We start from the raw sequence: 26,707 nt of genomic DNA, 5'->3' as shown, positions 1-26,707 counted from the left end.
CAGCGCATGGTGAACATTCCCGACGCCGTGCCGGAATGGAACCTCATCATGGCCGTGGCGCTTCTCGGCATGCTGCCCCCGCTTCTGGTGGTGCTCGGAATGCAGAAGCTCTTTGTTCGCGGACTTGTGGAAACCGAGAAGTAACAAGGAACACACAATGGCAAACGTTCGTCTCATCAACATAGACAAGACTTTCAACAAGAACAAAGTGCTCTCCGGACTCAATCTCGAAGTGCCGGACGGCTCGTTCATGGTCATGGTGGGGCCCTCGGGCTGCGGCAAGTCCACGGCCCTGCGCTGCATTGCCGGCCTGGAGGAAGTGACCTCCGGCACCATCATGATAGGCGACAAGGACGTGACGCGCATGGAACCCAAGGACCGCAACATCGCCATGGTGTTCCAGAACTACGCGCTCTACCCGCACATGAACGTGTACAACAACATCACCTACGGCCTGAAGGTGCGCGGCATTCCCGCCGACGAACGCAAGCGTCGCGCTCTGGAAGCCGCCAAGCTGCTCGGACTCGACGGTCTGCTCGAGCGCATGCCCCGCCAGCTCTCCGGCGGACAGCGCCAGCGCGTGGCCATGGGACGCGCCATCGTGCGCGAACCCAGCGTGTTCCTCTTCGACGAACCGCTCTCCAACCTCGACGCCAACCTGCGCAATCAGATGCGCATTGAGCTGCGCCGCCTGCATCAGCGCCTTGCCACCACGAGCATCTACGTGACTCACGACCAGGTGGAAGCCATGACCCTCGCCGAAAAGATTCTTGTTCTGCGCGCGGGCCACATCGAGCAGTACGGCACACCGGACGACGTGTATCTGCGTCCGGCTTCCGTGTTCGTGGCGCAGTTCATGGGCTCTCCGTCCATGAACATCGTGCGCGCAAAGGCCGAAGGCGGAAACATCATTCTGCCCGACGGCACGAAGCTCTCCGGCGTGCAGGCCGCCGACATCAACCTTGCCGGCCGCAGCGGCGACATTCTGCTCGGCCTGCGCAGCGAAGACCTTCTCTTCGACCCTGAAGGCGACATTCACGTCACCGTGGACATTGTGGAAGCCCTCGGCTCCGACACCCTCGCCTACTGCCGCCCCCTGAGCGCGAACCCCGAAAAGCAGGAAAGCTCCTCGGTCATCGTGCGTCTGCAGGGCTCGCAGCGCCCCGCCTCCGGCGACGTCATCCGCCTCACGGCACGCAAGGGACACGGCCACGTCTTCGACACGGAAACCCAGCTGCGCTGTCTGTAGGCAACGCATAAAAAAGCATCTTTGAAAGGGGGCGGGCGTCCGAACGGGGACGCCCGCCTCTTTCATATCTCCGCGCGGAAGCCCCGCCCTCCGGCACAAAGAAAACGCCGTGCTCCCTGGGCCGTCACGCATATGACGGCAACCGCCGACAGTTTTCCACGCCAATGCCTCACGTGTTCGCTCATCTCCGGCAAATTGAAAATGTTCCGCCGCCCGAAACGCCATGCCGAAAAACACGCCTCCCCGGCCGCCCTTTCCTGCGGCTCATGAAGAAACGTGCGTCTCCGGCTTCCGGCACACGTCCGGCCAGGGCCCCGTACCATTCAGAAAACCTGCATGGGCTCTCCGCGCAAGACGGGGCTTTTTTCTCCTCTCTGGACATAGATACAAAAAGTGATAGCTTCCAACATAGTTCCTCGCTGACTTTCAGGCGAATAACCATCTGTAATGTATTTATGTGCCGAAGGAGAAAACGATGGGACATTCCCAGCACGTCGACATGCTGCACGGGCCTCTCATGGGCAAGCTCATTCTCTTTGCCCTGCCCATAGCCCTGAGCAGCATACTGCAGCAGCTCTTCATTTCCGCCAACGTCGCCGTCGTCGGTCATTTCGTGGGATCCCGGGCCGTGGCTGCCGTTGGCGGCAACGGCCCCATAGTCAATCTTATCATCAATCTCTTTCTCGGTCTTTCCGTGGGCGCCAACGTGGTCATCGCCCGCTATGTGGGCAGAGAGGACAAGGTTGCCTGTCAGTCCGCCGTGCACACCGTCATGGCCATTTCCGTGCTGAGCGGACTTTTCCTGCTCGTGGCCGGTCAGTTCCTTGCCCCCATGCTCCTGCGCATCGTGGACGTGCCCGAAGACGTCATGGATCTTGCCGTGCTGTACCTTCGCATCTACTTCGCCGGCATGCCCTTCATCATGGTATACAACTTCGGCGCGGCCGTGCTGCGAAGCGTGGGCGACACCAAGCGCCCCATGTACAGTCTTGTCGCCGCAGGCGTGGTCAACGTCTCGCTCAGCCTCGTCTTCGTGCTCGGCCTCGGCATGGGCGTGGCGGGCGTGGGTCTGGCCACGCTCATCGGCAATCTCGTAAGCGCCGCCCTGGTCATCTGGTTCCTGCTCAACGAAGACGACATGATAAGGCTCTTCCCGCGCAGACTCACCATCGCCCGCATCCATCTCATGCGAGTCATCAAGATAGGCGCTCCGGCGGGCCTTCAGGGCATGATCTTCTCATTCTCCAACGTGTGCATTCTCTCCGGCATCAACGGCTTCGGCTCCGCCACTGCGGCAGGCTCCGCCGCGGCGCTCAACTTCGAGTTCATTTCCTACTTCTTCATCAACGCCTTCTGTCAGGCCACCGTCACCTTCACCAGTCAGAACTACGCCATGTGCCAGCTCGACCGCTGCAGGAAGATCTTCCGGGAAAGCATGGCCTGCGGCATTCTGCTTGCCGGAGCGACCTGCGTCGTCTTCACCGTGGGCGCGGCGTTCTTCTCGGGCATGTATACGAGCGATCCTGAAGTCATACGGCACGCCGTAACCCGCGTGCACATCGTTGAAAGCATGCAGTGGCTTTCCGCCACCTACGAAATCAGCGGCGCGGCCCTGCGCGGCATGGGCATTTCCTTGCTGCCGGCCATGGTCACGCTGGTCGGATCCTGCCTGCTGCGCATCGTATGGGTGTACACCGTGTTCCGCATGGTTCCCACCTACGAAATGCTGCTCACCGTCTACCCCGTGTCGTGGGTCATCACGGGCGTCATCATGCTTGTCGTCTACTTCGTCATCCGCAGAAGGCTGTTCTGCGAGCGCGACCGCGGCGGCTGCTGCAAGCCTCTGGAATTCTGAACCGGGCCCCGGGCCTTCATGCAAAAAAACGCGCCGGAACACTCCGACGCGTTTTTTTCACTCCGGGCCGCAAAGCCCGGAAACCATGATTCCGCGATGCCTTATTTGCCGAACAGCCTGCGCACGGGGGTGCCGTCCTGCTTCCAGATGCCGAAGCCGGTCAGCGCGCACAGGATGGAGAAGATGGGCACGAACCAGTTGAGGAAGGCGTAAGGCACGAATTCATAGGCGCTCACGCCGAGCACGCCGGCGATGTAGAAGGCGTGCACGCTCCACGGCACGAGCGGGCAGCCGATGGTTCCGGCGTCCTCACAGGTACGGGAGAGCACGAGCGGGCTGATGTCGGCCTTCTTGAACGAATCGAGGAAGGCGCGGCCGGGCACGATGACGGCAAGCATCTGGCTGCCGGTGCCGAAGTTGATGAGGTAGGCCGCAGCAAGCGCGGAGGCCACGAGACGCACCGCGGACTTCGCACCCTTGAGAATGGCTTCGAGCAGCACCTCGAGCACGCGGGAGCGTTCCAGAATGCCGCCGAAGGCCATGCCGGAGCAGAGCAGCAGCACGGTGGGCATGATGCTCATGAGGCCGCCGCGGGAAAGCAGCGGATCAAGCTCGGCAATGCCGGTCTTGGACACGTAGCCGGAAGTGAGCATGGTGGCCAGCCTGTTGAAGGGCACGCCCTCGAACACGGCGATGACCATGGCCACAAGCAGACAGACGAGCATGACGGGCAGCACGGGATAGCGACGATAAGCCAGCACGATCATGAGCACGGGCGGCAGGAAGGCCACGGGGCCGAGGCTGAAGTTGGCCTCAAGACCGGAAAGAATGGCGTTCAGGCTTTCAAGGGACACGCTCTGCTGGGCGGCCACGGAGCTGCCGAGGAAGGTGTAGGCAACGCCCGCCACGATGAAGGCGGGAACCGTGGTCCAGAGCATGGACATGACGTGCGAGAAGAGCGGCACTTCACACACCGTGGCGGTGATGTTGGTGGAGTCGGACACGGGGGACATCTTGTCGCCGAGGTACGCGCCGGAAACAATGGCGCCCACGGTCATGTAGGCGGGGTATCCCAGCGCCTGTCCTACGCCGAGAAGCGCCACGCCTATGGTGCCCATGGTACCGAAGGACGTGCCCGTGGCCACGGAAGCCACGGAGCAGAGCACCATGGCGGAGAGCAGGAAATGCTCGGGCGCGATAAGCTTGAGACCCCAGTAGATGATGGCGGGAATGGTGCCGGAGGCCAGCCACGCGGCAATGATCATGCCCACCATGGCCAGAATGGCAATGGCTATCTGAATACGTCCGAGGGCCTCGAACATGCCGTCCTGCAGCTCTTCCCAGGTGTAGCCGGTCTTGAGCGCCATGAAGGCCGCAAGGGCGATGGCGCCGAGGAGGGGCAGCACGGGAGGTCTCACGCCGACAACCAGCGTGCCGTACAGAATCATGGCCACCGGCAGCACGAGCGACAGCGTCGCCCAGAGGAGCGTCGGCTTCTTTTCCTGCGTTTCCATAATGAATCCTTTGTTAAAGGTCTTCCCTGCCCGTCCTTGCGACGGGCCTTTTCCTGTATCTTCCGCAGCGCCGCCTTCCCGATGGGATCGCGGCGCTGCTCGGAGCCATCATGCGAAGGCGGGGAAAACGACGTTCCGAATCCGGCGCAGCACGCGGGCGCCCCTGCCCGCAGATGCCTGAAGTCCCGGAAACGAGGCTTTCCAGGCTCGTCCCCGCCCGAAAAACTACAGTTCCAGACGGGTCTCTCGCCCTTCCTTCATGTCGAGGAGGCTCTGAATGCCGCAGTCCACCATGCTTACGATGGATTCCTCGGTATAGAAGGCCATATGCTGGGTCAGCACCACGTTGGGGAACTGGCGCAGATAAACCATGTCCTTGTTCTTGAGAATGTCGGTCTTGCGGTCGGCGTGATAAATGCCCTGCTCGTGCTCGAACACGTCCATGGCAAGGGAACCTATCTTCTCCGTCTCTATGCCCTCGGTAATGGCGTCGATGTCCATGAGCTCGCCGCGCGCCGTATTGACGAGCACCACTCCGTCCTTCATGCGGGCAAGGCTCTCTCTGTTGACCATGCGGCAGGTTTCGGGCGTGGCGGGCACGTGGAAGGTGATGATGTCGCTTTCCCGGTAAAGGGTGTCGAGGTCCACGAAGGTGGCGTAGGGATGCAGCGCCTCGCAGTCCGTAAGGTTGTAGGCCAGAATGCGGCAGCCGAAGCCGGAAAGGTTATGAATGACGGCGGCGCCGATGCTGCCCGTGCCCACGACGCCCACGGTGAGGCTGCGCAGGCTGCGGCCCATGAGTCCCTTCAGCGAATAGTCGTTCACGTTCTGCCGCCACATGGCGGGCTTGTAGCAGCGCAGCACGAGCAGCATGAGCATGACGGTGAAGTCCGCCACGGCCGCAGGCGGATAGGCGGCATGGCTCACGCGGATGCCAAGCTCGCGGGCGGCGGCAAGGTCGATGTGATCCACGCCTATGGTACGCGTGGAAACGTAACGGACGCCGAGCTTTTCAAGCGCTTCGAGCATGGGACGGTCGAGACGGCTGCGGCCGAGCGTGGATACGCCCTCCGCACCCTCGGCAAGAGAGAGCGTTTCCATGGAAAGATTCTTTTCCACAAGGCGCAGGCTGACGGGAAGCGTGCGGGAGAGCCTGTCAAGTTCCTGACGCTCGTCGGGGCTGACTTCAAAGACGGTAATGTTCATGGGATGTTCTCCGAAAAAAGTCATGGGGAAGGATAAGGCCTACAGCAGCACGACCGCAAGGCCGTAAAGAATGATGCTGACAAACAGCGACGGCAGCATGTTCAGCGTCTTGCAGTCCTTGATGCGGAGCATGGAGACGCCGGACACGAGAATGAGTATGCCGCCCACTATGGACACTTCGGTAAGCAGGTCGCGCGGAACGAAGGAGCCGAGCCACAGCCCGAGCAGGTACAGTCCGCCCTGCCAGCAGAAGAGCACGGGAGCGGAAATGGCGATGCCGAGGCCGTAGGTGGAGGCGAGCACCATGGAAGTGACGAAATCAAGCGTGGCGTTGGTAAAGAGGAAGGTGTGATTTCCGTGCACGGCGCTCTCTATGGGGCCGAGTATGGAAAGCGTTCCTATGCAGAACAGCAGTATGGCCGTGGCAAGGCCGCGACCGAGGTCGGAACTGCCCATGCGCCGGGCGAAGTTCTGAAACTTGCCGTCCCAGTCCCACACCGCGCCGAGAAAGCTCCCGAGGGCCATGCTCAGAATGAAGAGCACCGGATAGCGGCTGTTCGGCATGTTGGACACCACGGCATTCACGCCTATGGCCACGGCGGAAAAGCCCATGGCGTCGAAGAGGGCGTGCTGATACTTTTCCTTGATGCCTCTGCGCAGCACGCTTCCCAGCACGCTCCCGCAGAGTATGGCCGCAGTGTTGACGATGGTACCTATCATATCTCCTCCAGCTCGGTGCGCCTTTCATAGCATAAATCATGTCGGCAGGTAACCCCTGCTGCGGGGTATTTCCCCAGTCCCGACGTTGCCAACTCTCGCTACTTCCTATACAAGAACAGTCGACGCATACATGCTATGCATCATGGAGAAACAACATGCGCAACATTCTATTGTCCTGTCTGCTGCTCGCGGCCGCACTCGTGTTCGGCCCGGCATGTCAGGCTCAGGCCGGAGGAAACACCATGGTCACGCTTCAGACCAGCAAAGGCGACATCGTTCTTGAACTCGACGCCGAAAAGGCTCCCAAGACCACCGCGAACTTTCTTGAATACGTGAAGTCCGGCTTCTACGACGGCACCATCTTCCACCGCGTCATCCCCGGATTCATGATCCAGGGCGGCGGCTTCGACAAGGACATGGAGCAGAAGCCCACCCGCGAACCCATTGAAAACGAAGCCAACAACGGCCTGAAGAACGACACCTACACCATCGCCATGGCGCGCACGCAGGCCCCCCACTCCGCCACGGCCCAGTTCTTCATCAACGTGGCCGACAACGGCTTCCTCAACTTCACCGCTCCCACCATGCAGGGCTGGGGCTACGCCGTGTTCGGCAAGGTGGTGAAGGGACAGGACGTCGTGGACGCCATTGCCGGTGTGCCCACCACCACGCACTACCCCCACAGAGACGTGCCGGTTGAACCGGTCATCATCAAGAAGGCCGTCATCGACTAGTTTCCGCATCCGTCGTCCGGAAGGACGCGCGGATCAAAAGACAGAAAAGCCCTTCCGACTCGTTCGGAAGGGCTTTTCTCATAAGAAGCCGTCAGTCCCGCATTGCGGAAGTTCCCTCGTCCGCACTCCCGGATGCGCCGTTTTCAGGCCGGTCCGAAACCGGGGGCGTCTGCGTCGAGGGCTCATTCTCCTCCTGCCGGAGCGCTGCGCCGGGGAAGGAAGACTCCGCCCCGCCGTGCTTCCGCCCGTCTCCGGCATTTTCTGCGTCTTCGGCGGAGCCGCTTCCGGGGGCTTTGCGTTGCTCCTGCCCCCGGGATGAAGCGTGCGCGCCGTTTCCGAAGGCGTCGAGAAGCTCATGAAAAAACACTCCGAAGGCCGCTCCGCCCTGCTCGGCATACCATGAGACGGGATGCGGAAGAAGCAGCGCAAGAGCAAGCAGCGCCACGGCCAGCACGGCAAGAGCCTGCGCGAGCACGGCCAGCGACGCAGCGACGAGGGCAAGAGCCAGCGCGGCGCAAAGTCCCGCTGAGAGCGCGCGTCCCGCAAGACGCACAAAACGCTTCAGCAAACGCGGCGCCGCGCTCACCACAGAGCCCTTCGATGCGCGGCCACGTGCTGCACGCTCGCAAGGGCAAAGACCGCGCCCGCCACGCGGTGCAGCGTTCCCATGCCCGCAGCCGCTCCCGCAAGAGACGCGAGAAGGGAAACAAGAAGCGCACGATCCACAAGGCGCACGGCCTTTTTGCCGAGAAGCGCGGAAACACATCCGCATTCCGGAGAACGGCCGTTCTTTGAGACGTTCTCTTCCGGCAGAAACGCCGACCACTGTTCGGCAAGGGCCGCAAGATGCTCCCGGGAAAGCTTTTCCGGATCATAGAAAACAAGCAGAGACCCTGTAACGGGATTCACCCGGACGCCCGTCACGCCGTCAAGTCCGCCGGCGGCGGATTCCGCCACGGCAGCGAACTCGGGATTTTTCAGGGCGTCATGACGCAGACGCACGCGACCGTCGACAAAACTCACGATGCAGTCGGAAACAGAACTCATGTCATTCCTCCCGGGATAGGACCGGACGCATGGCGTTCAGCGATACGCCGAGCGTGGTCAGATTATGAAACACGGCCGACACGCCCGGCCGGAGCAGACCGGTCAGCCCTCCGAACAGAAACGCGGAATTGAGCGCCATGGTGGCCGCAAAGTTGAAATGAATGCGCCGCATGGCTCCGCGGCCGAGTTCCAGCGCGGTGACGAGCTCATTCAGGGAACCGCCCATGAGCACCACATCAGCCACTTCACGGGCGAGATCCGAGCCGTCGCGCAGCGTCACGCCCACGTCCGCCGTGGAAAGCGCCGGAGAGTCGTTGATGCCGTCGCCTATCATGAGCACGACACGACCCTCATCCCTGAGCGAGCGCACCACGCGGGCCTTGTCCTCGGGCAGCACCTGCGAGCAGTACTCCGTGATGCCGAGCCTTGAGGCCACGGCCGAGGCCGTGCGTTCATCGTCGCCCGTAAGCATGACAATCCGTGAAACGCCCCCGGCGCGCAGTCTCTCCACAAGCGCCGCGCTCTCGGGCCGGACGGGATCCTCCACGGCAATGATGCCCGCCACCCTTCCATCCACGGAAAGATACAGCAGCGAATATCCCTCGCGGGAAAGCTCTGCCGCCGCGCCCTCCATGGCGCCGACGTCCACGCCCTCATCCTGCGAAACGTAGTGACGGCTGCCGAGCAGCACTCTTCTGCCCCGCCACTGCGAGGCAATGCCGTGAGCCACCACATATTCCACCTCGGTGTGCTCCTCCTCATGGCGCAGGTTGCGCATCTCCGCGCCGTGCACCACGGCACGCGCCACAGGATGCGGAAAATGTTCCTCGAGGCAGGCGGCAAGACGCAGCACGAAATCTTCATCGTACCCTTCGGCGGCAACCACGCATGCAACCTCGGGCCGAGACTGCGTGAGCGTGCCCGTCTTGTCGAAAACCACGGTGTCCACCGTGGAGAGCGCTTCGAGAAAACGCCCGCCCTTGACCATGACGCGGCGCTTCACGCCTTCGTTCATGGCGGAAAGTATGGCAAGCGGCGTGGCCAGACGCAATGCGCAGGAATAGTCCACCAGAAGCACGGAGGCCGCGCGCGTAAGACTGCGCGTGAAAAGCCACACCAGCCCGGCCAGCGCAAAGGTGACGGGCACGGCGCGGTCGGCCAGCGTTTCAAAGCGGCCCTGAACGCCCGCCTTCATCTGCTCGGCGTTCTCGATGAAGCGCACGATCTGCTGCATTCTCGTGTCTCTGCCCACGCTCGTGGGACGGACCGCAAGCTCTCCCTCTTCCACCACGGTTCCGGCGTACACCGAAGCGCCCTTGCCGCGCATGACGCCCAAAGGTTCGCCGGTCATGGAGGACTCGTTGACCAGCGCCGTGCCGTCCTCCACCACGCCGTCCACAGGCACGGCGCTGCCGGCGCGTACGATGACGCGGTCGCTTTCGCGAAGTTCGGCAAAGGGCACGAGCGTCTCGACGCCGTCGCGACGCACCCATATTCTGTCCACCTGAAGCGCCAGATGCGATGCCAGATTCTCCAGCGACTTCTTCTGCGTGTAGCGCTCAAGCGCGTCACCGAAGCCGAGCAGCAGCGTAAGCAGTCCCACAGTGCCGAAGTCGCGCCTTGCAAGGGAAACCGCTATGGCCGCGCCGTCCAGAGCATCCACGTCGAGCCTGCCGTGGGACAGAGAGGACAGGCAGCGCTGCAGAAAAGGCAGCGAGCGGGTAAACGCCGTCACCATGTTCACGGCCACGGGCAGAAACGGTCTTATGAAAAGATAGCGAAAAAAAGGAAACAGGCCGGGTTTCTCCCCGCTGTGGGAAGAAGGAGCGGGCACAGGCCTTTCTCTGAGCTTTCGGGCACGGTCGAGAATCTCCAGGGCACGGTCGAAAACGTCTTCCCCGGCATAAAGCAGAAGCACGCTTCCCGTGCGGGGATTGACGCGTACGCCCTCCATGCCCTCAACGGCGTCCAGCGCGTCGGCCAGCGCCTCGGCCGTACGCACGCCGAATGCGCTCTTCACACGAAGACGCGCCCGACCGGGAATGCGATGAACCAGAACAAATTCCATGAATCTCTCCAGAACGAAGTCTGTTTCCGGCAGGACGACGACGCCTCCTTGCAGGAACGCCGGTCTTCCGGTCGGATCTGACGATCCGCGACCGAAAAAAGACCCGGTCGCGCCGACGAAAGGCGGCCGGGTCTCATCCTGCGCTAAAGCCCGCCTACGCCTCTTCCGCTTCCTCTCTGCGGACGCGGCGCTTTTCCGAGGCGGCCTCAGCCTCGGCCACAAGATCTTCCATGTTCTCGCGCACGGTCTCGGCCTTCGCCATGAGCGCATCCTTCGCGTCCAGTCCCCGGCTCACAAGCTCGGTGGCAAAGGGCTTCAGATCAAGCTTGCCGCGGCTCACCGCCACGGCGCCGATGGCGCCGAGCGCAACGCCCCCAAGAAAAAACAGACCGTACTTGAAATTCTCGTTCATACTCTCTCTCCTTCAGGCAGCATTTCCCTGCCCGCGTTTTCATCACCGTCACCAAAAGCCCTCGCATCCGTTGCGGGCGGGCCAGCCTTTTTGTCATGACGTGAACTATATTGAAATAGAATTTCACTGTCAATATTATAGAAAAGGAATTTCATTATCATACACAGCAAAACCATTTTTCTTCTGATGCAGCGCATCAAAAAACGCGCCACACAAAAGAAAAAAGCCCTCAGCGTCTTCAAAAAAATGCGCAGACAGACGCCGCTCCTGGGCTGCAAGACCACAGGTATGCCCCGACTTGAGGCCGAAGAAGAAACGTCGCCGCCCTGGCCGGTACCGGAAACACGAGCCGCAGGCATGAGCATTTCTGAACGCTCCATGCCCCTGCGCAGGCATCCCGTTCAGCACGCACGCCCACAGAAGACTGGCGGCAACACGGCTCAGCCCCTTCCCGTAAGGACTCGCGTCTCGAAAAATCATTCCCAAAGGCCGGATCCGCGCTCCTCCTCCGCTCTTCATCGACGGAAAACGCAGCTTCGAAGGCTTTTCTCCCTCCTCCGGGGACGGAGAAAAGCAGTCCCCGGATCCGCGCGCAAACTTCGGGCGGCGCTGCCTGTGGCCCTCATGCATCGCGGATCTCGCCAATATCATGAGAAAAAAACCACATGTTCGACGCCGTCAAACAATCTTCTCAACGTTTTCGACTTTACAGCACATGATTTCCCTGCGATGGATAATAGAAAAACTTTTTCCGGAGCACGTATGAAGAGAAAGTATCCGCACCTTTGTTCCCCCATCACGCTTGGTCGAGTCACGTTCCGCAACCGCATGTTCGCCGCTCCCACCGGAGCCACCGACATCACCTGGGACTGCTGCGCCGGGCCGGGAAGCCGCGCCTTCTACGAAAACAGAGCGAAGGGCGGCAGCGCCAACGTCACGGTGAGCGAGCTTGTGGTTCATCCCGCCACGGATGCCTCCCACATGCTGCATCTTGAACTGCAGACGCCGGGATCTCTTGCGAGCTTCACCATGATGGCCGACGCCATACGTCGTCACGGCGCCATTCCCAGCGTGGAGCTGTCCCATTCCGGTCAGTACGCGGGCACCTATCTCGTGGACAAGGAAAAGAAGGCCGCCCTTTCCCAGTACGGTCCCTGCGACGGCGTGCGCCCCGACGGCAGGCCGGTGAAGGCGCTCACGAAGGAGCAGATTGCCGAAATCGTGGCTTCCTACGGCGAAAAGGCCGCCCTTGCCAAGCGCGCGGGCTTTGAAATGGTCATGATCCACGCCGGTCACGGCTGGCTCATCAACCAGTTCCTTTCTCCCTATTTCAACAAGCGCACCGACGAGTACGGCGGCAGCCTTGAAGGACGCGCCCGCCTGCTGCTCGAAGTTCTCGCGAGCGTTCGCGCAGCCGTCGGCCCCGGCTTTCCCATTGAAGTGCGCATGAGCGGTTCCGAGCTCTTCGAGGGCGGCTACACGCTTGAAGACGGCGTACAGATCGCCAGGCTCATCGACGGCAAGGCGGATCTCATCCACGTGTCGGCGGGCTCCTACCAGTTCGGCTTCTTCGACACGCATCCGCCCATGTTCTCCGAGCACGGCTGCAACGTGTATCTCGCCGCGGAAATCAAAAAGCACGTGTCCACGCCCGTGGCCACCATCGGCGCGCTGAACGATCCCGCCCAGATGGAGGAAATCATTGCCTCCGGCAAGGCCGACGTGGTGGAAATGGCCCGCGCCCTCATTGCCGATCCCGCCCTGCCCTCCAAGGTGATGGAAGGTCGTGACGACGAAATCGTGCGCTGCCTGCGCTGCTTCGTGTGCATGGCCGAGCGTCCCACCACGGGCACGCGCCGCTGCACCGTGAATCCCCAGATAGGCCGCGAGCAGGACTTTCCGCCCATGCCTGCCCGCCGCGCCAGAAAGGTCATCGTGGCCGGCGGCGGCTGCGGCGGCATGAAGGCCGCCATTACTGCGGCCGAGCGCGGTCATCACGTCATCCTGTGCGAAAAGGACGGGGAACTCGGCGGCATTCTCAGAAGCGAACAGGCCATTGACTTCAAGCATGAAATGTATCAGCTCGGCCTCACGCTGGCCCGCCAGATGGAAATTGAGGGCGTCGAAGTACGTCTGAACACCACCGTCACCGCCGACTACGTGGAGAAGGAAGGCGCGGACGCGCTCATCATCGCCACCGGCTCCGAGCCCATCGTGCCTCCGCTGCCCGGCATGGACGGCAAAAACGTCATTGTGGTCAACGACTACTACAAGAGAAGCGCCGAATGCGCGGACACCGTGGTGGTGCTCGGCGGCGGTCTTGCCGGATGCGAATGTGCCATTCACCTCGCGCAGGAAGGCAGGAAGGTCACGCTTGTGGAAATGCGTCCCGAAGTCGCGCCCGACGCCAACATACGTCACCGTCCCATTCTGCTGCGCAAGCTCAAGGAACTCGTGGACGTGCGTACCTCCTGCACCGGCCTTGCCGTGAAGGAAGACGGGCTTCTCGTGCGCAACGCCGAGGGCGTCGAAGAACTGCTCCCGGGCAGCACCATCATCTGCGCCGTGGGTCAGAGATCCCGCAGGTACGATTCGCTCATCGACGCCGCGCCCTTCGTGCGCGTGATCGGCGACGCCGTGCGTCCCTCCACCATCACCACCGCCGTCTATCAGGGCTATCACGCCGGACTGGACGTATAGCGTAAAAAAGAAAGGGCGCGGGAATTCCCGCGCCCGGCCGGAGACTCTCCCTTCCGGCCTTTCAGCCGGACCGGGCAGCGCACGCGCCCGGTCCTTTCGTTGTTCCGACGGCGCAGGGGCAGAGAAGCCGCCCTAGCCGCCGGGCATCCGGCTGAAAAACATGCTCGCGCCGTTCTGACTTTCGACACGCAAGCTGCGGCCTTCGCCCTACCGTGCAGAACATTCCCCCATCTGCTCCGTCCGCATAAATCTGCCGAGCAGCATGCACGCCACGGCCAGCGCCATGCCCGCGTAGGCAAAGGCCACGCCGCCTCCTGCGGCGGAGACAAGACCGCCCGCGCCGCCCACGCTCATGGAAAGAAGCGCCGCGCCGGGCCGCACGGTGCCCTTTTTCATGAGCATGGCCGCAAACACGGGCACGGCCACGCCGCACACGTAAATGTCGTTGGCCATGAGCAGAAGGTCGAGTATGCCGTGCCCGCGCGTGGAAAGCATGAGCCCCGCCGCGCCGAAGAAAAGCGTGACCAGACGGCAGAGCCGCACGTCCCTGCGGCCGAGAAGGTCGTTGCAGAACACCGTGGAGGCCGTGACGAGGCAGGAGTCCGCCGAGGAAAGCACGGCGGAAAGCAGCGCCACGAGAAGGAACATTCCCACGAAAGGCGGCAGCAGTCCCACGGCGGCGGCAAGCACGTCGTCGGGACGCACTCCCGCAGGCACGAAGCCGCGGCAGAGCACGCCCACGGCCACGATGAGCGCGGCCGATCCGAGCAGCATGAACACCGCAAGCCAGCAGCCGCGCGACGCGCTTTCTGCGCTTTTCGCGCTCAGTATGCGGCCGAAGAGCATGGGGCAGACCAGATAGCTGCCGCCCATGATGACCATGAAGTAGGTGAATCTGTCCGGCCCGAAGTCTTCGTTGAAGAGCTCAAGCGGCATGGCTTCAAGCGGCGCGGCGTCGTGCCCGAAAAGCCAGAGAAAGGCGACCGCGATTCCCGCAAGAAGAAGCACGCACTGGGGCAGGTCGCTGCGTATGACGGAAGCCTGGCCGCCGAGGCACGAATAGGCCACGATGACGGCCGCCCCCGCAAGAAGCGCCCCTTCCGGCGACATGCCGGCAAGCGCGGCGACAAGCTTGCCCATGGCCGTGAACTGGGCCGCAAGTATGGCCAGCCATGCGGGCATGATGATGACCGACACCAGCGTGCGGGCCCGCGGCCCGAGCCATGCAGATACCATTTCCGGCATGGTGTACGCCCCGGACTCCCGCACTCTGCGGGCCAGAAACACCGTGAGCAGCGCAAGGCCGCACGCGCCGGAGCCGAGCCACCAGAAGGCCGGGGAGCCTGCCTGCCACGCAAGGCCCGCCATGCCCATGGTGGCGGAGCCGCCGATGCAGGACGCCGCAAGGGAAAAGCCCGTGTGCAGCGCGCCCGATGAGCGGTCGTTGACGAAAAAGGCCAGAGAACCGCGACGGCGGCAGGCATCCAGCGCGCCGAGCGCCAGCAGAAGCGCCGCGTAAAGGCAGAACGTCAGCACCTGATTTTCCCTTCCTCTGCGGGGTTTCCGCCGTGCAGCGCCGCAGATGCCGCAGCCGCGCATACGGCTCCCGTGAGCACGGCAAGCTCTTCATCGGAAATCACGAACGGCGGCATGACGTAGACGGTGCGGCCGAAAGGACGTATCCACGCGCCTCTCGCCACGAAGTAGTCCTGCCACGCCTGCACGTCCACGCATCTTTCCATTTCCACCACGCCAATGGCCCCGAGCACGCGCACGTCGCTCACGCCGCTCATGCCGCGGCACGGCGCAAGGCCGCACTTCAGCGTCTCTTCAATATGCTGCACCCGCTCGCGCCAGGGCGACGACACAAGCTCGTCGAGGCTCGCGCAGGCAACGGCGCAGGCCAGCGGATTGCCCATGAAGGTAGGGCCGTGCATGAAGAGCCCCCCTCCGTGCGCCGCGTCCGCGCCGGATATGGTTTCCGCCACGCGCCTTGTGGCCGCCACGGCGGAAAGCGTCATCATGCCTCCGGTGAGCGCCTTGCCCACGCATAAGACATCGGGCGTCACGCCCGCAAAGTCGCAGGCGAACATGCGTCCCGTGCGGCCGAAGCCCGTGGCTATCTCGTCGGCCACAAGCAGAACGTCGAGCTCGTCGCAGAGCGCGCGCAGACGACGCAGGTATTCGGGATGGTAGAACCACATGCCGCCCGCGCCCTGAACCACGGGCTCCACCACCACGGCCGCCGTTTCCGCCGCATGAGCGCGAAGGGCTCGTTCCATGGGCTCGAAGGAGGCTTCGTCGAAGGGCTCGTCAAAACGGCAGGAGGGGCGCTCCACAAAGATCTGCTTCGGCAGAATGCCGGAAAAAAGCGAATGCATGCCCGTGACCGGATCGCACAGGGACATGGCGCCCAGCGTGTCGCCGTGATAGGCGCCGCGAAGCGCCACGAACCGGCTCCTTTCCCCGCGCCCCGCACTCTGCTGGAACTGCACGGCCATCTTCATGGCGACCTCTACGGCCACGGAACCGGAGTCGGCCAGAAAAACGTGTTCAAGCCCCTGCGGCAGAAGCCGGAGAAGACGGCGGCAGAGCTCCACGGCTGGCTCGTGCGTGAGCCCGCCGAACATGACGTGCGAAAGTCTGGCGGCCTGCTTCTGCACCGCGCGCACAAGGCGCGCATGGCCGTAGCCGTGCACCCGGCACCACCACGAGGACATGCCGTCCACAAGCTCCGCGCAGCCCTGCAGAAAAAGCCGTGCGCCCGAGGCTCCCGTCACTTCCCGCACGGGCAGGGGATGCATGGCCGAGGTATACGGATGCCAGAGGTGAGCCCTGTCGAAGGCAAGCAGCGCCTCGTTGTCTCCGCCGCCCTGTCCGAAGGCGGCAAGATGCCGAGCCGCAGGCTCAAGCACCGCGGTCAGACGATCCCACGCTTCCTCGTCGGGCTCGGAAAAGTTTTCCATCCAGGGAATGTCGGCAAGAAGCGGCACGCCGCGCCGCTCTCCTTCCCGGGCAAGGCTTGCGACGTTGTCCTCAAGAATGAGGGCCTCCGCCTCGGCGCTCGTGCCCGCATCCGCACGCGACGGCGGCACGGCGCGGCACAGCACCATGCCGGCCACCGTGAGCCCGGCATTTTCCAGCGCGTCCAGCGAAAGCGCGGCGTGGTTGAGACAGCCCAGACGGTTGGCCACCACCAGAAGCACGGGCAGGCGAAGGGCACGCATGAGATCGAGCATGGTTTCCTCATCGTTCAGGGGCACATAAAGACCGCCCGCGCCCTCAAAGAGCGTCACGCCCTCCGTTGCCGCATTCTCGCGGCAGGCCCGCGCCACCTCGCCCGCGCGAAGGGTTACGCCTTCCATGCGCGCCGCAAGGTGAGGAGAACACGGCACGCGGAAAGCATAAAGCGCCCTGCCCCGGCCCCCGGCCCTTCTCCAGAACGCAACGTCGGGAGCCTCAAGTCCATGCCCGCTCTCAACGCAGCCCGTCTGCACGGGCTTCACGGCAAGGGCCGGAACGCCCGTCCGCATAAAGGCGCGAAGAAGCCCGGCGGTCACCGTGGTCTTGCCTGCATCGGTATCCGTGCCCGTTACGAAAAAGGCGTTCACCGTACGACTCCCAGCGTGCGCATCAGGGCAAGGTCGGACTCGAAGGCCGCACCCGAGGTGGTCAGATAGTCGCCGATCATCAGGCCGTTCGCGCCCGCCGCGTACAGCCAGCTCTGCCACTCGCCGAGCACGTGGCCGCGGCCTCCGGCAATGAGAATGTCCCTGCCGGGAAGAAGGATGCGGAAAAGCGCGATGGTGCGAAGCGCCTCCTGCGGCGCAAGGCGGGGCATCTGCTCGAGTCGCGTGCCGGGTATGGCGTTCAGAAAATTGATGGGAACGGAGTCCACGCCGATTTCGGCCAGCATCCAGGCCAGCTCCGCCCGCTGCTCACGGCTCTCGCCGAGCCCGATGATGCCGCCGGAACACACTTCCATGCCCGCCTCGCGGGCCACGCGCAGACTCTCCACGTCCCGCGCGTAGGCGTGCGTGGTGCAGATGTTCGGAAAAAAGCTTTCCGCCGTTTCCAGATTGTGATGGTAGCGCGTCATGCCCGCCTGCCTGTAGCAGGCCGCGCGCTCCGGCGTGAGAATGCCGAGGGAACCGCACACGCTCATGCCCGTTTCCGCAATGATGCGCTCCACCGCCCGGCACAGGGGCTCCACGTCCTTCTCATCCAGCATGGTTCCGCTCACCACAAGGCTGAACCGCCTGACGCCGTGCCTTGCCGCCTCGGCGGCCTTCTGCAATATGACGTCCGTGCTTACAAAGGGATAGACAGGAGCGCCGGTTTCATGATGTGCTGACTGAGCGCAGAACGCGCAGTTTTCCGGGCATCGGCCGGACTTGGCGTTGAGTATGCCGCAGTTGAAGAAGGCGGGAGCGCGCGCGGCGCGCACGACTCCTGCCACGGACAGCATGTCGAGCGTGCTCGACGAGGGCAGACGAAGGAAGTCTTCCGCCTCGCTGCGGGAAAGCAGCGGGCCGTTTCCGGGCGCGGAAAGACGATGAAGGACGGCGGCAAGAAGGGTATCCATGGGCTTTTCTCCTGAGGTGGGATGCCTTCTTGTATCCGCATGGGAATAAATGTCAACTTAAAAACACTATATTTTTGGTTGACAATTAACCGTTTCAGCACGGGGGCAGGCATGACGAGACATGAAATACCCATGCGGGACCGCATTCTGGACGCGCTCGCGCAAAGCGGCCCTGACGACTGGCTTTCCGGGGAAGCCATTTCCCGGGCCTTCGGCGTGAGCCGGGCAGCGGTGAGCAAGCATGTCATGAGCCTGCGCGAGGAAGGAAACATCATAGAATCCGTTCCGAGAAAGGGATACCGGCTCATATCCCGGGCCGATCCGTGGGCGGGGAACGACGTGCGCGAAAAGCTGCGTACGAAGGTGCTCGGTCAGACGGAATGGCGCTGGCTCAAGGAAACGGGCTCCACCAATCAGGTGGCGGCGCTGGAAGCCATGCAGGGCGCGCCGGAAGGTCTTGTGGTGGTGGCGCGACGCCAGAGCGAGGGCCGGGGCAGCCGCGGACACCGCTGGCTGAACCTGCCGGGAAGCCTGTGCTTTTCCGTGCTCACGAAGCCGAAGCTGCCGCCGGAGCGGCTGGGAGAGCTGACGCGTGCTGCCATGGACGCCGTGGCCGAAGGAGTACGGAAAAGCTGCGGACTTGCGCTGGAAAAGCGTTTTCCCAACGATCTCTTTCTCAACGGCCGCAAGGTAACGGGCATACTCGTGGAAACCATGTTCCACAACAGCGACATGCAGTGGGCCGTCATGGGCATAGGCGTCAACGTGAACGTTCCCTCCGAGGCGCTGCCCGAGGAGCTTGCGGGCGTGGCCTCCTCCCTGTACGCGGAAACGGGCACGGCCTTCAGCGTAAGCGCTCTTCTCAGGCACATTCTGGAAGCGCTGGAAGCAAGGCTTGACGCGGAAAAACTCCCCGATGACGTTCCATTCTCTCAGACGAAGAACGGGCCGGAAGAACGCCGGTGAACGAATCCGGAGTCAAAACGCCTTATTCCGCGTTTTCCCGCCGTGTTCCAAAGACAAGAAAGCCCCCTTTCCGGGGGCTTTCTCATGCATGCGGCGTTCCGTCGAATGCTTCATGAAACGACGGCACACGCCCTGCCTCAGCAGTAGTATTCGTTCTCTCTCCGAGCCTTCAGCTTTTCGGTAAAGGCCGCGGCAAAGGTGCGGTACGCCTCGGTATCCATGTTCTTCGCCCCCTTGGGACAGCGCCGGATGCAACGGAAGCAGGACAGGCAGGTATCCGCTATGGTCACGCAGTCGTCCGCAATGGCGTGCACGGGACAGGCCTTCACGCAGAGCCCGCAGTGCACGCAGGCGTCCGAGGTGAGAGGGCGGAACTTGCCGCCGCTGCCGCCGTCGCGATAGGGACGGTTACCGGGAATGACGAACTCGTGCTCCTCGCCGGAAAGGACGCGCACGGCAAATTCCCTGTCGGCGGCAAGGTCAGCTTCGTCGGGTCTGTCCGTCTGAATCTCGCCGTAGGTATGGCGTCCCACAAGGGCCGCCGCGCCCACGACCGCAAAGCCCTGCGCCTTGGCAAGATCGGCCAGTTCCAGAAGCGCGTCGTCGTAATGCCGGTTGCCGTAGGTCACCACCGCAAGGCAGCGCGTGCCCTTTCCCGCAAGTCCGGCAAGGCGCTCGCGGGCCACGGCAGGAATGCGGCCGCCGTACACGGGCATGCCCATGATGACCACGTCGTCGGCTTCGAACGTGCGGACGGGGGCTTCCTCCGCCGTCAGATCCACCACCTCGGCCGCGCCTCCGAAGGGTGCGGCCATGGCCTCAAGACTCTTTCTCGTATTTCCGGTCGGAGAAAAATAAACGAGAATCACCTTTTTCATGCGTTGTCTCCCGATGCTTTGCAAGAAAGCGCAGATCATTTCTGCGCGTTCTTTCTACGCTAGCCGACCTGCCCCGAGCTTTCAAGGTCATCCGTCATGTTCCGCCGCCCCGGCGCGTCGATCCCGCCTTTTCTTCCACGCGGGCAGAAGCGCGCGGTCCACCAGAAGCACGAGCAGAACGTTCATCTGCCAGGCAAGGAGCATGCTCATGACGGTGTGGGACAGAAAATGCTCGCCGCGCATCATCTGATACAGGCCCATGGTCCAGCCGATGCCGAGCGTGACGACCATCGCCGCGCCCCGTGCCCCGCGCCCGGGCAGGCAGAAGAACAGCATGGTGAGCGCAAAGCCGCCGGACGCGTGACCGCCGGGAAAGCAGCGTCCGCCTGAGGCTCCGAACGCCGGGGAAAGAAGATGACCGTAAGGCGCGTGGCCGCCGAAAATCTCAAGCTGACGAGGGCAGTATATGCCGGTGACGGCCTTGAGCGCGGAAACGAGCAGCGGTGTGGCCGCGCAGGAAAGCGCCATGAGAAGCCCGGCGCGAAAAAGCGCGCGGCGGCCGGATGCGCAGCCCCACGCGGCAAGCGCCAGGGAAAGCGCGCCGACGACGGCCACGAACCGCTTTGCGCCGTCGTAAAAAAGCCAGCGCCATGTCTGATGAACGGCAGGATCAACGGCCCAAAGGCCTCGCGAAGCATCGTACCAGTGCCGCTGAATGAAGAGGTCGAGCCCGGTGCAGCTTTCTGCAAGCACGACGACCGCCATGAGAAAAAGGCAGAGCGCACTCTGCCAAAGCGCCGAACGCCCGGAAAGCGTCATGCGTTGTCCCGTACCCGTTCAAGCGGCAGCTCCATGACCACCATGAGCCCGCCTTCCTTTCTGTTTTCCGCCCATAGACGGCCGTGATGCGCTCTCACCGCGCTTTCGGAAATGGAAAGACCCATGCCTGCGCCGCCGCTGGCACGCTGCCGCGAGGCGTCCACGCGGAAAAACGGCCGGAAAATCTGACTGAGCGCGCTGTCGGGCACGCCGGGGCCGTTGTCCTCCACGCTCAGGCGGCAGAAGCCGTGCTCCGACGTGAGGCGCACCGAGATTTTTCCGTCGTCCGGCGTGTAGCGAAGCGCGTTTCTGAGCACGTTTTCCACCGCGTGACGCAACATTTCGGCATTGCCGAACAAAGGCAGCGTTTCAGGCTCATGATCCTCCACCTCACAGCCGCGGACGCTTCCCTCAAAGCGCACATCGTCCGCCACGTCACGCACCAGCGCCGCCATGTCCAGAGAACCGAAGGGCTGAATGCCCGCCTCCATGCGGGAGTATTCCAGAATGCTGGCTATGAGTGCTTCCATGCGCTCGGTTTCCAGACTGATGCGGTCCAGAAATTCCGGCGGCACGTTCTCCCGGCGGAGAAGCTCCACAGACACGGAAAGCCGCGTGAGCGGCGATCTGAGCTCATGGGACACCGCGGCGAGCAGCTCCTTTTCCCGTGCGCTTTCCTGCTCGCGCTGTTCGGCCATGGTGTTGAAGGCCCGGGCAAGAAGACCGAGCTCGTCGTTTCTGTCCGCCATTTCCGGCCCTATGCGCGCCGACTGCTCCCCGGCGGCAAGACGCCGGATGACCGACGTGAAATGTCCGATGACCCTTTTTAAAAAGCTGATGAGAACATACGCCTCGAGCGCCGCCACAATGAACGTGAACACGACCCAGAGAATCACTTCCTGCGAGGAGGAAAACTCCTGTCCGCCGCTCTGGAGCATGTCGCCCGCCACGTACTCACCGAACTCGCCGAGTATGGCGAAGGAGCCTATGAAGAAAATGCCGTAGACATAGATTTTCCGGAACAGGGGCTGAGAAGTCCAGAATTCCGCAAGTCTCCCGAAGCAGCCTTTCATGAACGATCTTCCTTGCGCACGACGTACATGTATCCCGCGCCGCGTATGCTGCGGATGCGCTCCGAACCGTCGGGATAGGGGCCGAGCTTGCGCCGCACGCGGCTTATCTGCATGTCGAGACCGCGTTCCATGGGCATGGCCTCACGGCCGAACACGCAGCGGCTCAGCTCATCGCGCGAGACCACCTTGCCCGGCGAGGCCAGAAGCGCGCGCAGAACGCGATATTCCTGACCGCTCAGGGACACTTCCTCCTCGCCCTTCCAGGCCTTCATGGCGCCGTCGTCGAGGCGCAGGTCCCCGCCGCCTTCCCCGGATTCGGGACGGGACCGGCGCAGCACCGCCCGTATGCGGGAGAGAAGCTCCCGAGGGTTGAAGGGCTTCGGCAGATAGTCGTCCGCCCCGAGATCGAGCCCGCGCACCATGTCGCTCGCGTCGCCGCGGGCCGTGAGCATGATGACGGGGAGCTTTCTGAGCTGCACGTCCCGGCGCATTTCCCTGAGCACCTCAAAGCCGTTCTTTTCCGGCAGCATGACGTCGAGAATGACGAGATCCGGCCTTTTCTCCCGCATGGAGGCCAGCCCCGACCTCCCGTCATGAGAAAAGCGGCATGCGATGTCCTCCGGCTGAAAGTAGTCCTCCAGAAGGGCGCAGAGTTCCTTGTCGTCGTCAATAATCAGTATCTGAATCATGATCGTTTCCGCCTGTGCGAAAAGACGCCGCACATACCGTCACGGCATCTGCCCCCCGTCGTCAGGAGACGACGCGGACGCGTTGTTCCGCAATCCCTTTCCCATAGCATTCCGAACGGCGACACGGCAACGGAGGAAGCAATGCTGTTACGCTTCGTTACACGGCATACATTTTCATCATGTAAAAATTTTATCACAGACAAGGTCATATTGCGTCTTTCCCGTTACATTTTGTTACCTTTCAAAAAAAATCATGGCATTTTTCCAAAAATAAATGTCGATTTTTCGTCATCAACGTATAATTTATTGACTACAATCGTACTGTTCTGCAATCGTTACGCTTTGTTACACCGACTCCTGCGACCGTGTTCCTGTTTTCACCTATAGTTCTTCTCTCATTTCCATGCCACAGGAGTGCATCGCATGATCCGCTTCAACAATGCCCGCGGCAGCTTTCTCGCCCTTCTTCTGATTCTCTGGCTGGCCGTGAACGCCGCCGTGCGCACGGTGCTGCTCGTCATGGCTCATCGTTCCCTGCAGGATTCCTTCGACTGGCCTGCCGTCACAGGCATCTACTTCCGTGGCGCGGTCAATGATCTTTTCCCCTACTTTCTGCTCACGCTTCCGCTCATGCTTGTGCTGCTTCTGAAAAAAAGACTCTGGGGCGGCCGCGCGGGACGCATCGTCGCTTCCGCGGCGTTCTGGGTCTACGCCTGCGCCTTCCTTTTCGGAGCCGTGGCCGAAACGCTGTTCTGGGACGAGTTTTCCAGCCGCTTCAACTTCATTGCCGTGGACTATCTTGTTTATACCACGGAAGTCATGAGAAACATTGCGGAATCCTATCCCGTCGTTCCCCTGCTCGCCGCCGTTGCCGCAAGCGCGGCCATCGTTTCCGTGCTCGTGCTGCGCCCGTTCTGGAAGCGCGCCTCCCTGCCCGCGCCGCGCTCTCCGCGTCTTCTGGCCGTGTGCTTCGTCATGACCTGCGCGGCCTTCCTTTACTCTCCCCTCGCCCCGCAGGACAGAGTGACGCGCGAGCTTTCCGCCAACGGCGTGTGGTCGCTCTTTTCCGCCTACCGCAACAACGAGCTCGACTACCGCGAGTTCTACCGCGTCATCGACGACTCGCGAGCAGGCGCGCTGCTCAGAGAAGAACTCACGGAAGAGAACACGCGCTTCGTTTCCGACGCCCCCCTTGAATGGCGGCGCAAGGTGAGCGCCTCGCGGCCCGCGTGGAAACCCAACGTCATACAGATCGTGGTGGAAAGCCTCGGCAGCGACCTTCTCGGCGAAAACACGCCGAACCTCAACGCCATCGCACGGCAGAGCCTTCAGTTCACCCGTCTCATGGCCACGGGAACCCGCACCGTGCGCGGCATCGAAGCCCTTACGCTTTCCCTGCCGCCCACGCCCGGATCCTCCATCGTGCGACGTCCCGGCTGCGAAGGACTTTTCTCCGTCGGCACCGTGTTCCGGGAAAAGGGCTACGACACCGCCTTCATCTACGGCGGATACGGCTACTTCGACAACATGAACGCCTTTTTCTCAGGCAACGGCTTCCGCATCGTCGACCGCTCCGACATCCCCGGCGAAGACGTTACCTTCACCAATGCCTGGGGCGTATGCGACGAAGACCTTTTTCATGCGGCCATCCGCGACGCGGACGAAAGCTTCCGGCAGAATCGTCCCTTCTATCAATTCGTGCTCACCACCTCCAATCACCGGCCCTTCACCTATCCCGACGGAAAGGTATCCATACCTTCCGGCACGGGCAGAAAAGGAGCCGTAGCCTATACCGACTACGCCATAGGCGAATTTCTCCGCGAGGCCGCAAAAAAGCCCTGGTTTGCCGATACGGTGTTCGTCATTTCCGGCGACCACACCTCAAGCGCCGCCGGACACACCGATCTGCCGCCCGAGCGCTACCACATTCCGGCCTTCATGTACTGCCCCGGACGCATCGCTCCCGCAGAGGTGAACACGCTGTGCAGTCAGGCCGACATTCCCCCCACGCTCTTCGACCTTCTCGGCTGGTCGTACCGCTCGGGCTTCTTCGGGCGCAGTGCGCTGCGCATGAAGCCCGAAGAGGGACGCGCATGGATAAGCACCTATCAGACCATAGGCAGGCTCACGCCCGACTCTCTCGCGATCCTCGCTCCCGTGGAACAGTCCGGAGCCTATTCCTGGTCCTTTCCCGATCATCTCGGCCCGGCCCTCGGAAGCGACAGGGCCGAGGCGCTGACGGCGCGGGCCGAAGCCGACTACCAGAGCGCCCACGACCTGTTCAAAAACGGACGCTTGAAAGAACAGACCGTTCTGCGCTAGAGTCGGCCCCGACATTTCAGACCCTTTTCCGGGCCGGTTCATCCGGCCCTTTTTTCATGGTTTTCTTATGGAAAGGACAACGAAAAACATGTGGCTCATTCTTGCTCTTCTGTCCGCAGTGTTCGCGGCCCTCACGTCCATCCTCGCCAAAGTGGGCATTGAAGGCGTGGATTCCAACCTCGGCACCGCCATACGCACGCTGGTGGTCTTCTTCATGGCGCTTGGCATGGTCTATCTTACCGGCGCAAAAGTCTGTCTTTCGGACATAAGCACCAGAACGTGGGTTTTTCTCATCCTTTCGGGGCTCGCCACGGGCGCGTCGTGGCTGTGCTACTTCAAGGCTCTGCAGATAGGCGACGTGTCCAAAGTCGCTCCCATCGACAAGACGAGCATCATTTTCACCATAATCATGGCGGTGATCTTTCTGCACGAAGAGCTTACCCTGAAGGTCGCCGTGGGCGGCGCGCTCATTGCCGCCGGCACCCTCGTCATGGCGCTGTGACGCCCCGTTCCCGAAGGCTCAGGCACCCCGGGGCGCGTCGTCCGGCGGGGAGGTTGACTTTTTCCCGCGCGTCGTGAACTATCGCACGAATCATCTTCATACACACCTTAGACAAAAGAGGCCTGCGCATGGAGTTTCTTGAAAACATCGTCGCCTTCTTCAACGACATTCTGTGGTCCTACGTCCTTGTGGTCATGCTCATCGCCCTGGGACTCTGGTTCAGCCTGAAGACGAAATTCGTTCAGATCAGAATGTTCCGGGAAATGATCCGCCTGCTCAGGGAAGGCACCAGCCACGACGGCGGCCACGCGCACATAAGCTCCTTTCAGGCCTTCTGCATCAGCACGGCCTCGCGCGTGGGCGTGGGCAACATTGCGGGCATAGCCATCGCCATCATGGCCGGCGGCCCGGGCGCCATCTTCTGGATGTGGGTCATCGCCGTCATCGGCGCGGCCTCCGGCTTCACGGAAAGCACGCTCGCCCAGATCTACAAGGTGCGCGACCAGAAGACCTTCGGGTTCCGCGGCGGACCGGCCTACTACATACGCAACTGTCTGGGCAGCAGCAAGGCCGCCGCGCTCTTTGCCGTGCTCATTTCCGTGACCTTCGGCCTGTGCTTCAACTCCGTGCAGTCCAACACCATCGCCATTTCCCTCAATTCAACCTTCGGCATCGACCGCGCCGTGGCCGGCGCCTTTCTTACCGTGCTGTCCGCCGTGGTCATCTTCGGCGGTCTCCGGCGCATTGCCAGTCTCAGCAGCTGGCTCGTGCCCGTCATGGCCTCGCTCTACCTGCTGCTTGCCCTCGTCATCGTGCTCATGAACATCACGCACATTCCGGCCATATTCGCCGCCATCATCTCGCAGGCCTTTTCTCCCGATGCGGCCGTGGGCGGCATAGGCGCGGCCATACTCACCGGCGCCAAGCGCGGCCTCTTCTCCAACGAGGCAGGCATGGGCTCCGTGCCCAACGCCGCGGCCACGGCCTTCGTGTCTCACCCCGTGAAGCAGGGACTCGTGCAGGCCCTCGGCGTGTTCGTGGACACGCTTCTCGTATGCACGGCCTCGGCCTGCATCGTGCTGCTCTTCGACGGCTACGCCGAATCCGGCAAGACCGGCATCGAGCTTGTGCAGCTTGCCCTCACGAATCAGCTCGGCAGCTTTGCCGGCGTGCTTCTCTCCGTCATGGTGTTCATGTTCGCCTTCAGCTCCATTGCCGGCAACTACTACTACGGCGAGAGCAACATCCAGTTTTTCAGCACAAAGTCCGTGTACCTGCTCATCTTCCGCATTCTAGTGGTGGCCATGGTGGCCTTCGGCTCCGTGGCCGAACTGCCCTTCGTCTGGAACCTCGCCGACCTCTTCATGG

23 protein-coding genes are annotated in these 26,707 nt (G+C 62.4%); 8 read left to right on the top strand and 15 right to left on the bottom strand.

Features of this window, described 5'->3' with window-relative positions:
* The first annotated feature begins 157 nt into the window (after nt 1–157).
* The gene (gene ugpC / locus Q0J81_RS05475; protein WP_294446457.1) at nt 158–1,249 is read left to right on the top strand and encodes a sn-glycerol-3-phosphate ABC transporter ATP-binding protein UgpC; all 1,092 of its coding nucleotides are present in this window, start codon (nt 158–160) and stop codon (nt 1,247–1,249) included.
* A gap of 475 nt (nt 1,250–1,724) precedes the next feature.
* A complete protein-coding gene (locus Q0J81_RS05470) occupies nt 1,725–3,104 on the top strand; it encodes an MATE family efflux transporter (RefSeq protein ID WP_294446456.1) in 1,380 nt (459 codons plus the stop codon).
* Nucleotides 3,105–3,205: 101 nt separating this feature from the next.
* Here the strand turns inward: Q0J81_RS05470 and nhaC are convergent, their stop codons facing one another.
* The 3 genes from nhaC to Q0J81_RS05455 all read right to left on the bottom strand — a co-directional run bounded on the left by nhaC (nt 3,206) and on the right by Q0J81_RS05455 (nt 6,544).
* Nucleotides 3,206–4,618, bottom strand: coding sequence for a Na+/H+ antiporter NhaC (nhaC, locus tag Q0J81_RS05465; protein ID WP_294446455.1), 1,413 nt, complete (start codon nt 4,616–4,618; stop codon nt 3,206–3,208).
* 225 nt (nt 4,619–4,843) lie between these two features.
* Complete coding sequence (locus tag Q0J81_RS05460; RefSeq protein WP_294446454.1) at nt 4,844–5,824, bottom strand: D-isomer specific 2-hydroxyacid dehydrogenase family protein; 981 nt, start codon at nt 5,822–5,824, stop codon at nt 4,844–4,846.
* 39 nt (nt 5,825–5,863) lie between these two features.
* Complete coding sequence (locus Q0J81_RS05455) at nt 5,864–6,544, bottom strand: DUF554 domain-containing protein (RefSeq protein ID WP_294446453.1); 681 nt, start codon at nt 6,542–6,544, stop codon at nt 5,864–5,866.
* A 155-nt stretch (nt 6,545–6,699) separates the two neighbouring features.
* On the opposite strand from Q0J81_RS05455, the gene Q0J81_RS05450 reads away from it, so the two are divergent.
* Nucleotides 6,700–7,278 (top strand): peptidylprolyl isomerase, encoded by a 579-nt coding sequence (locus Q0J81_RS05450; protein WP_294446452.1) that lies wholly within the window; start codon nt 6,700–6,702, stop codon nt 7,276–7,278.
* A gap of 91 nt (nt 7,279–7,369) precedes the next feature.
* On the opposite strand, the gene Q0J81_RS05445 is transcribed toward Q0J81_RS05450, so the two are convergent.
* The 5 genes from Q0J81_RS05445 to Q0J81_RS05425 form a co-directional block, all read right to left on the bottom strand.
* Nucleotides 7,370–7,846 carry a hypothetical protein gene (locus tag Q0J81_RS05445; protein ID WP_294446451.1) on the bottom strand — a complete coding sequence of 159 codons (477 nt, stop codon included), beginning with the start codon at nt 7,844–7,846 and terminating at the stop codon, nt 7,370–7,372.
* A gap of 14 nt (nt 7,847–7,860) precedes the next feature.
* Nucleotides 7,861–8,325 carry an HMA2 domain-containing protein gene (locus Q0J81_RS05440; RefSeq protein WP_294446450.1) on the bottom strand — a complete coding sequence of 155 codons (465 nt, stop codon included), beginning with the start codon at nt 8,323–8,325 and terminating at the stop codon, nt 7,861–7,863.
* A gap of 1 nt (nt 8,326) precedes the next feature.
* Nucleotides 8,327–10,393, bottom strand: a complete 2,067-nt coding sequence (locus tag Q0J81_RS05435; protein WP_294446449.1) for a heavy metal translocating P-type ATPase — start codon at nt 10,391–10,393, stop codon at nt 8,327–8,329.
* 154 nt (nt 10,394–10,547) lie between these two features.
* Nucleotides 10,548–10,805 carry a DUF6110 family protein gene (locus tag Q0J81_RS05430; RefSeq protein ID WP_294446448.1) on the bottom strand — a complete coding sequence of 86 codons (258 nt, stop codon included), beginning with the start codon at nt 10,803–10,805 and terminating at the stop codon, nt 10,548–10,550.
* The gene (locus Q0J81_RS05425) at nt 10,802–11,185 is read right to left on the bottom strand and encodes a hypothetical protein (RefSeq protein WP_294446447.1); all 384 of its coding nucleotides are present in this window, start codon (nt 11,183–11,185) and stop codon (nt 10,802–10,804) included. Before Q0J81_RS05425 ends, Q0J81_RS05430 begins: the two co-directional genes overlap by 4 nt.
* Nucleotides 11,186–11,567: 382 nt before the next feature.
* Here Q0J81_RS05425 and Q0J81_RS05420 point away from each other — a divergent pair, with 382 nt between their 5' ends.
* On the top strand, nt 11,568–13,505 hold the full coding sequence (locus Q0J81_RS05420; protein ID WP_294446446.1) for an NAD(P)/FAD-dependent oxidoreductase: 1,938 nt from the start codon (nt 11,568–11,570) through the stop codon (nt 13,503–13,505).
* 207 nt (nt 13,506–13,712) lie between these two features.
* Here Q0J81_RS05420 and Q0J81_RS05415 read toward each other — a convergent pair whose 3' ends face one another.
* Genes Q0J81_RS05415 through bioB form a run of 3 tightly spaced genes read right to left on the bottom strand, consistent with a single transcriptional unit; the run spans nt 13,713 to nt 18,090 of the window.
* Nucleotides 13,713–15,041, bottom strand: a complete 1,329-nt coding sequence (locus Q0J81_RS05415; RefSeq protein WP_294446445.1) for a sodium:solute symporter — start codon at nt 15,039–15,041, stop codon at nt 13,713–13,715.
* Nucleotides 15,035–17,116: an adenosylmethionine--8-amino-7-oxononanoate transaminase gene (gene bioA, locus Q0J81_RS05410; RefSeq protein WP_294446444.1), complete on the bottom strand. Its 2,082-nt coding sequence runs from the start codon at nt 17,114–17,116 to the stop codon at nt 15,035–15,037. Before bioA ends, Q0J81_RS05415 begins: the two co-directional genes overlap by 7 nt.
* Nucleotides 17,113–18,090, bottom strand: coding sequence for a biotin synthase BioB (gene bioB, locus Q0J81_RS05405; protein ID WP_294446443.1), 978 nt, complete (start codon nt 18,088–18,090; stop codon nt 17,113–17,115). Before bioB ends, bioA begins: the two co-directional genes overlap by 4 nt.
* A 111-nt stretch (nt 18,091–18,201) precedes the next feature.
* Here bioB and Q0J81_RS05400 point away from each other — a divergent pair, with 111 nt between their 5' ends.
* On the top strand, nt 18,202–19,056 hold the full coding sequence (locus tag Q0J81_RS05400) for a biotin--[acetyl-CoA-carboxylase] ligase (RefSeq protein WP_294446442.1): 855 nt from the start codon (nt 18,202–18,204) through the stop codon (nt 19,054–19,056).
* Between the two features lie 137 nt (nt 19,057–19,193).
* On the opposite strand, the gene Q0J81_RS05395 is transcribed toward Q0J81_RS05400, so the two are convergent.
* From Q0J81_RS05395 to Q0J81_RS05380, 4 genes are all read right to left on the bottom strand, one after another.
* Nucleotides 19,194–19,934, bottom strand: a complete 741-nt coding sequence (locus Q0J81_RS05395; RefSeq protein ID WP_294446441.1) for a 4Fe-4S binding protein — start codon at nt 19,932–19,934, stop codon at nt 19,194–19,196.
* Nucleotides 19,935–20,021: 87 nt separating this feature from the next.
* Nucleotides 20,022–20,753 carry a phosphatase PAP2 family protein gene (locus Q0J81_RS05390; RefSeq protein WP_294446440.1) on the bottom strand — a complete coding sequence of 244 codons (732 nt, stop codon included), beginning with the start codon at nt 20,751–20,753 and terminating at the stop codon, nt 20,022–20,024.
* A complete protein-coding gene (locus Q0J81_RS05385; protein ID WP_294446439.1) occupies nt 20,750–21,826 on the bottom strand; it encodes an ATP-binding protein in 1,077 nt (358 codons plus the stop codon). Before Q0J81_RS05385 ends, Q0J81_RS05390 begins: the two co-directional genes overlap by 4 nt.
* A complete protein-coding gene (locus tag Q0J81_RS05380; protein ID WP_294446438.1) occupies nt 21,823–22,515 on the bottom strand; it encodes a response regulator transcription factor in 693 nt (230 codons plus the stop codon). Before Q0J81_RS05380 ends, Q0J81_RS05385 begins: the two co-directional genes overlap by 4 nt.
* Before the next feature lie 423 nt (nt 22,516–22,938).
* Here Q0J81_RS05380 and Q0J81_RS05375 point away from each other — a divergent pair, with 423 nt between their 5' ends.
* The 3 genes from Q0J81_RS05375 to Q0J81_RS05365 form a co-directional block, all read left to right on the top strand.
* Complete coding sequence (locus tag Q0J81_RS05375) at nt 22,939–24,837, top strand: LTA synthase family protein (protein ID WP_294446437.1); 1,899 nt, start codon at nt 22,939–22,941, stop codon at nt 24,835–24,837.
* A gap of 88 nt (nt 24,838–24,925) precedes the next feature.
* Nucleotides 24,926–25,339: an EamA family transporter gene (locus tag Q0J81_RS05370; RefSeq protein ID WP_294446436.1), complete on the top strand. Its 414-nt coding sequence runs from the start codon at nt 24,926–24,928 to the stop codon at nt 25,337–25,339.
* A gap of 128 nt (nt 25,340–25,467) precedes the next feature.
* Nucleotides 25,468–26,707 (top strand): sodium:alanine symporter family protein (locus tag Q0J81_RS05365; RefSeq protein WP_294446435.1); only part of this gene is annotated, 1,240 nt, incomplete at its 3' end.

The organism is uncultured Mailhella sp., assembly GCF_944324575.1.
Classification (GTDB): domain Bacteria; phylum Desulfobacterota; class Desulfovibrionia; order Desulfovibrionales; family Desulfovibrionaceae; genus Mailhella.
Note: the sequence above shows the minus strand (reverse complement) of the source record. Positions and strands in the feature narration are given on the sequence as shown.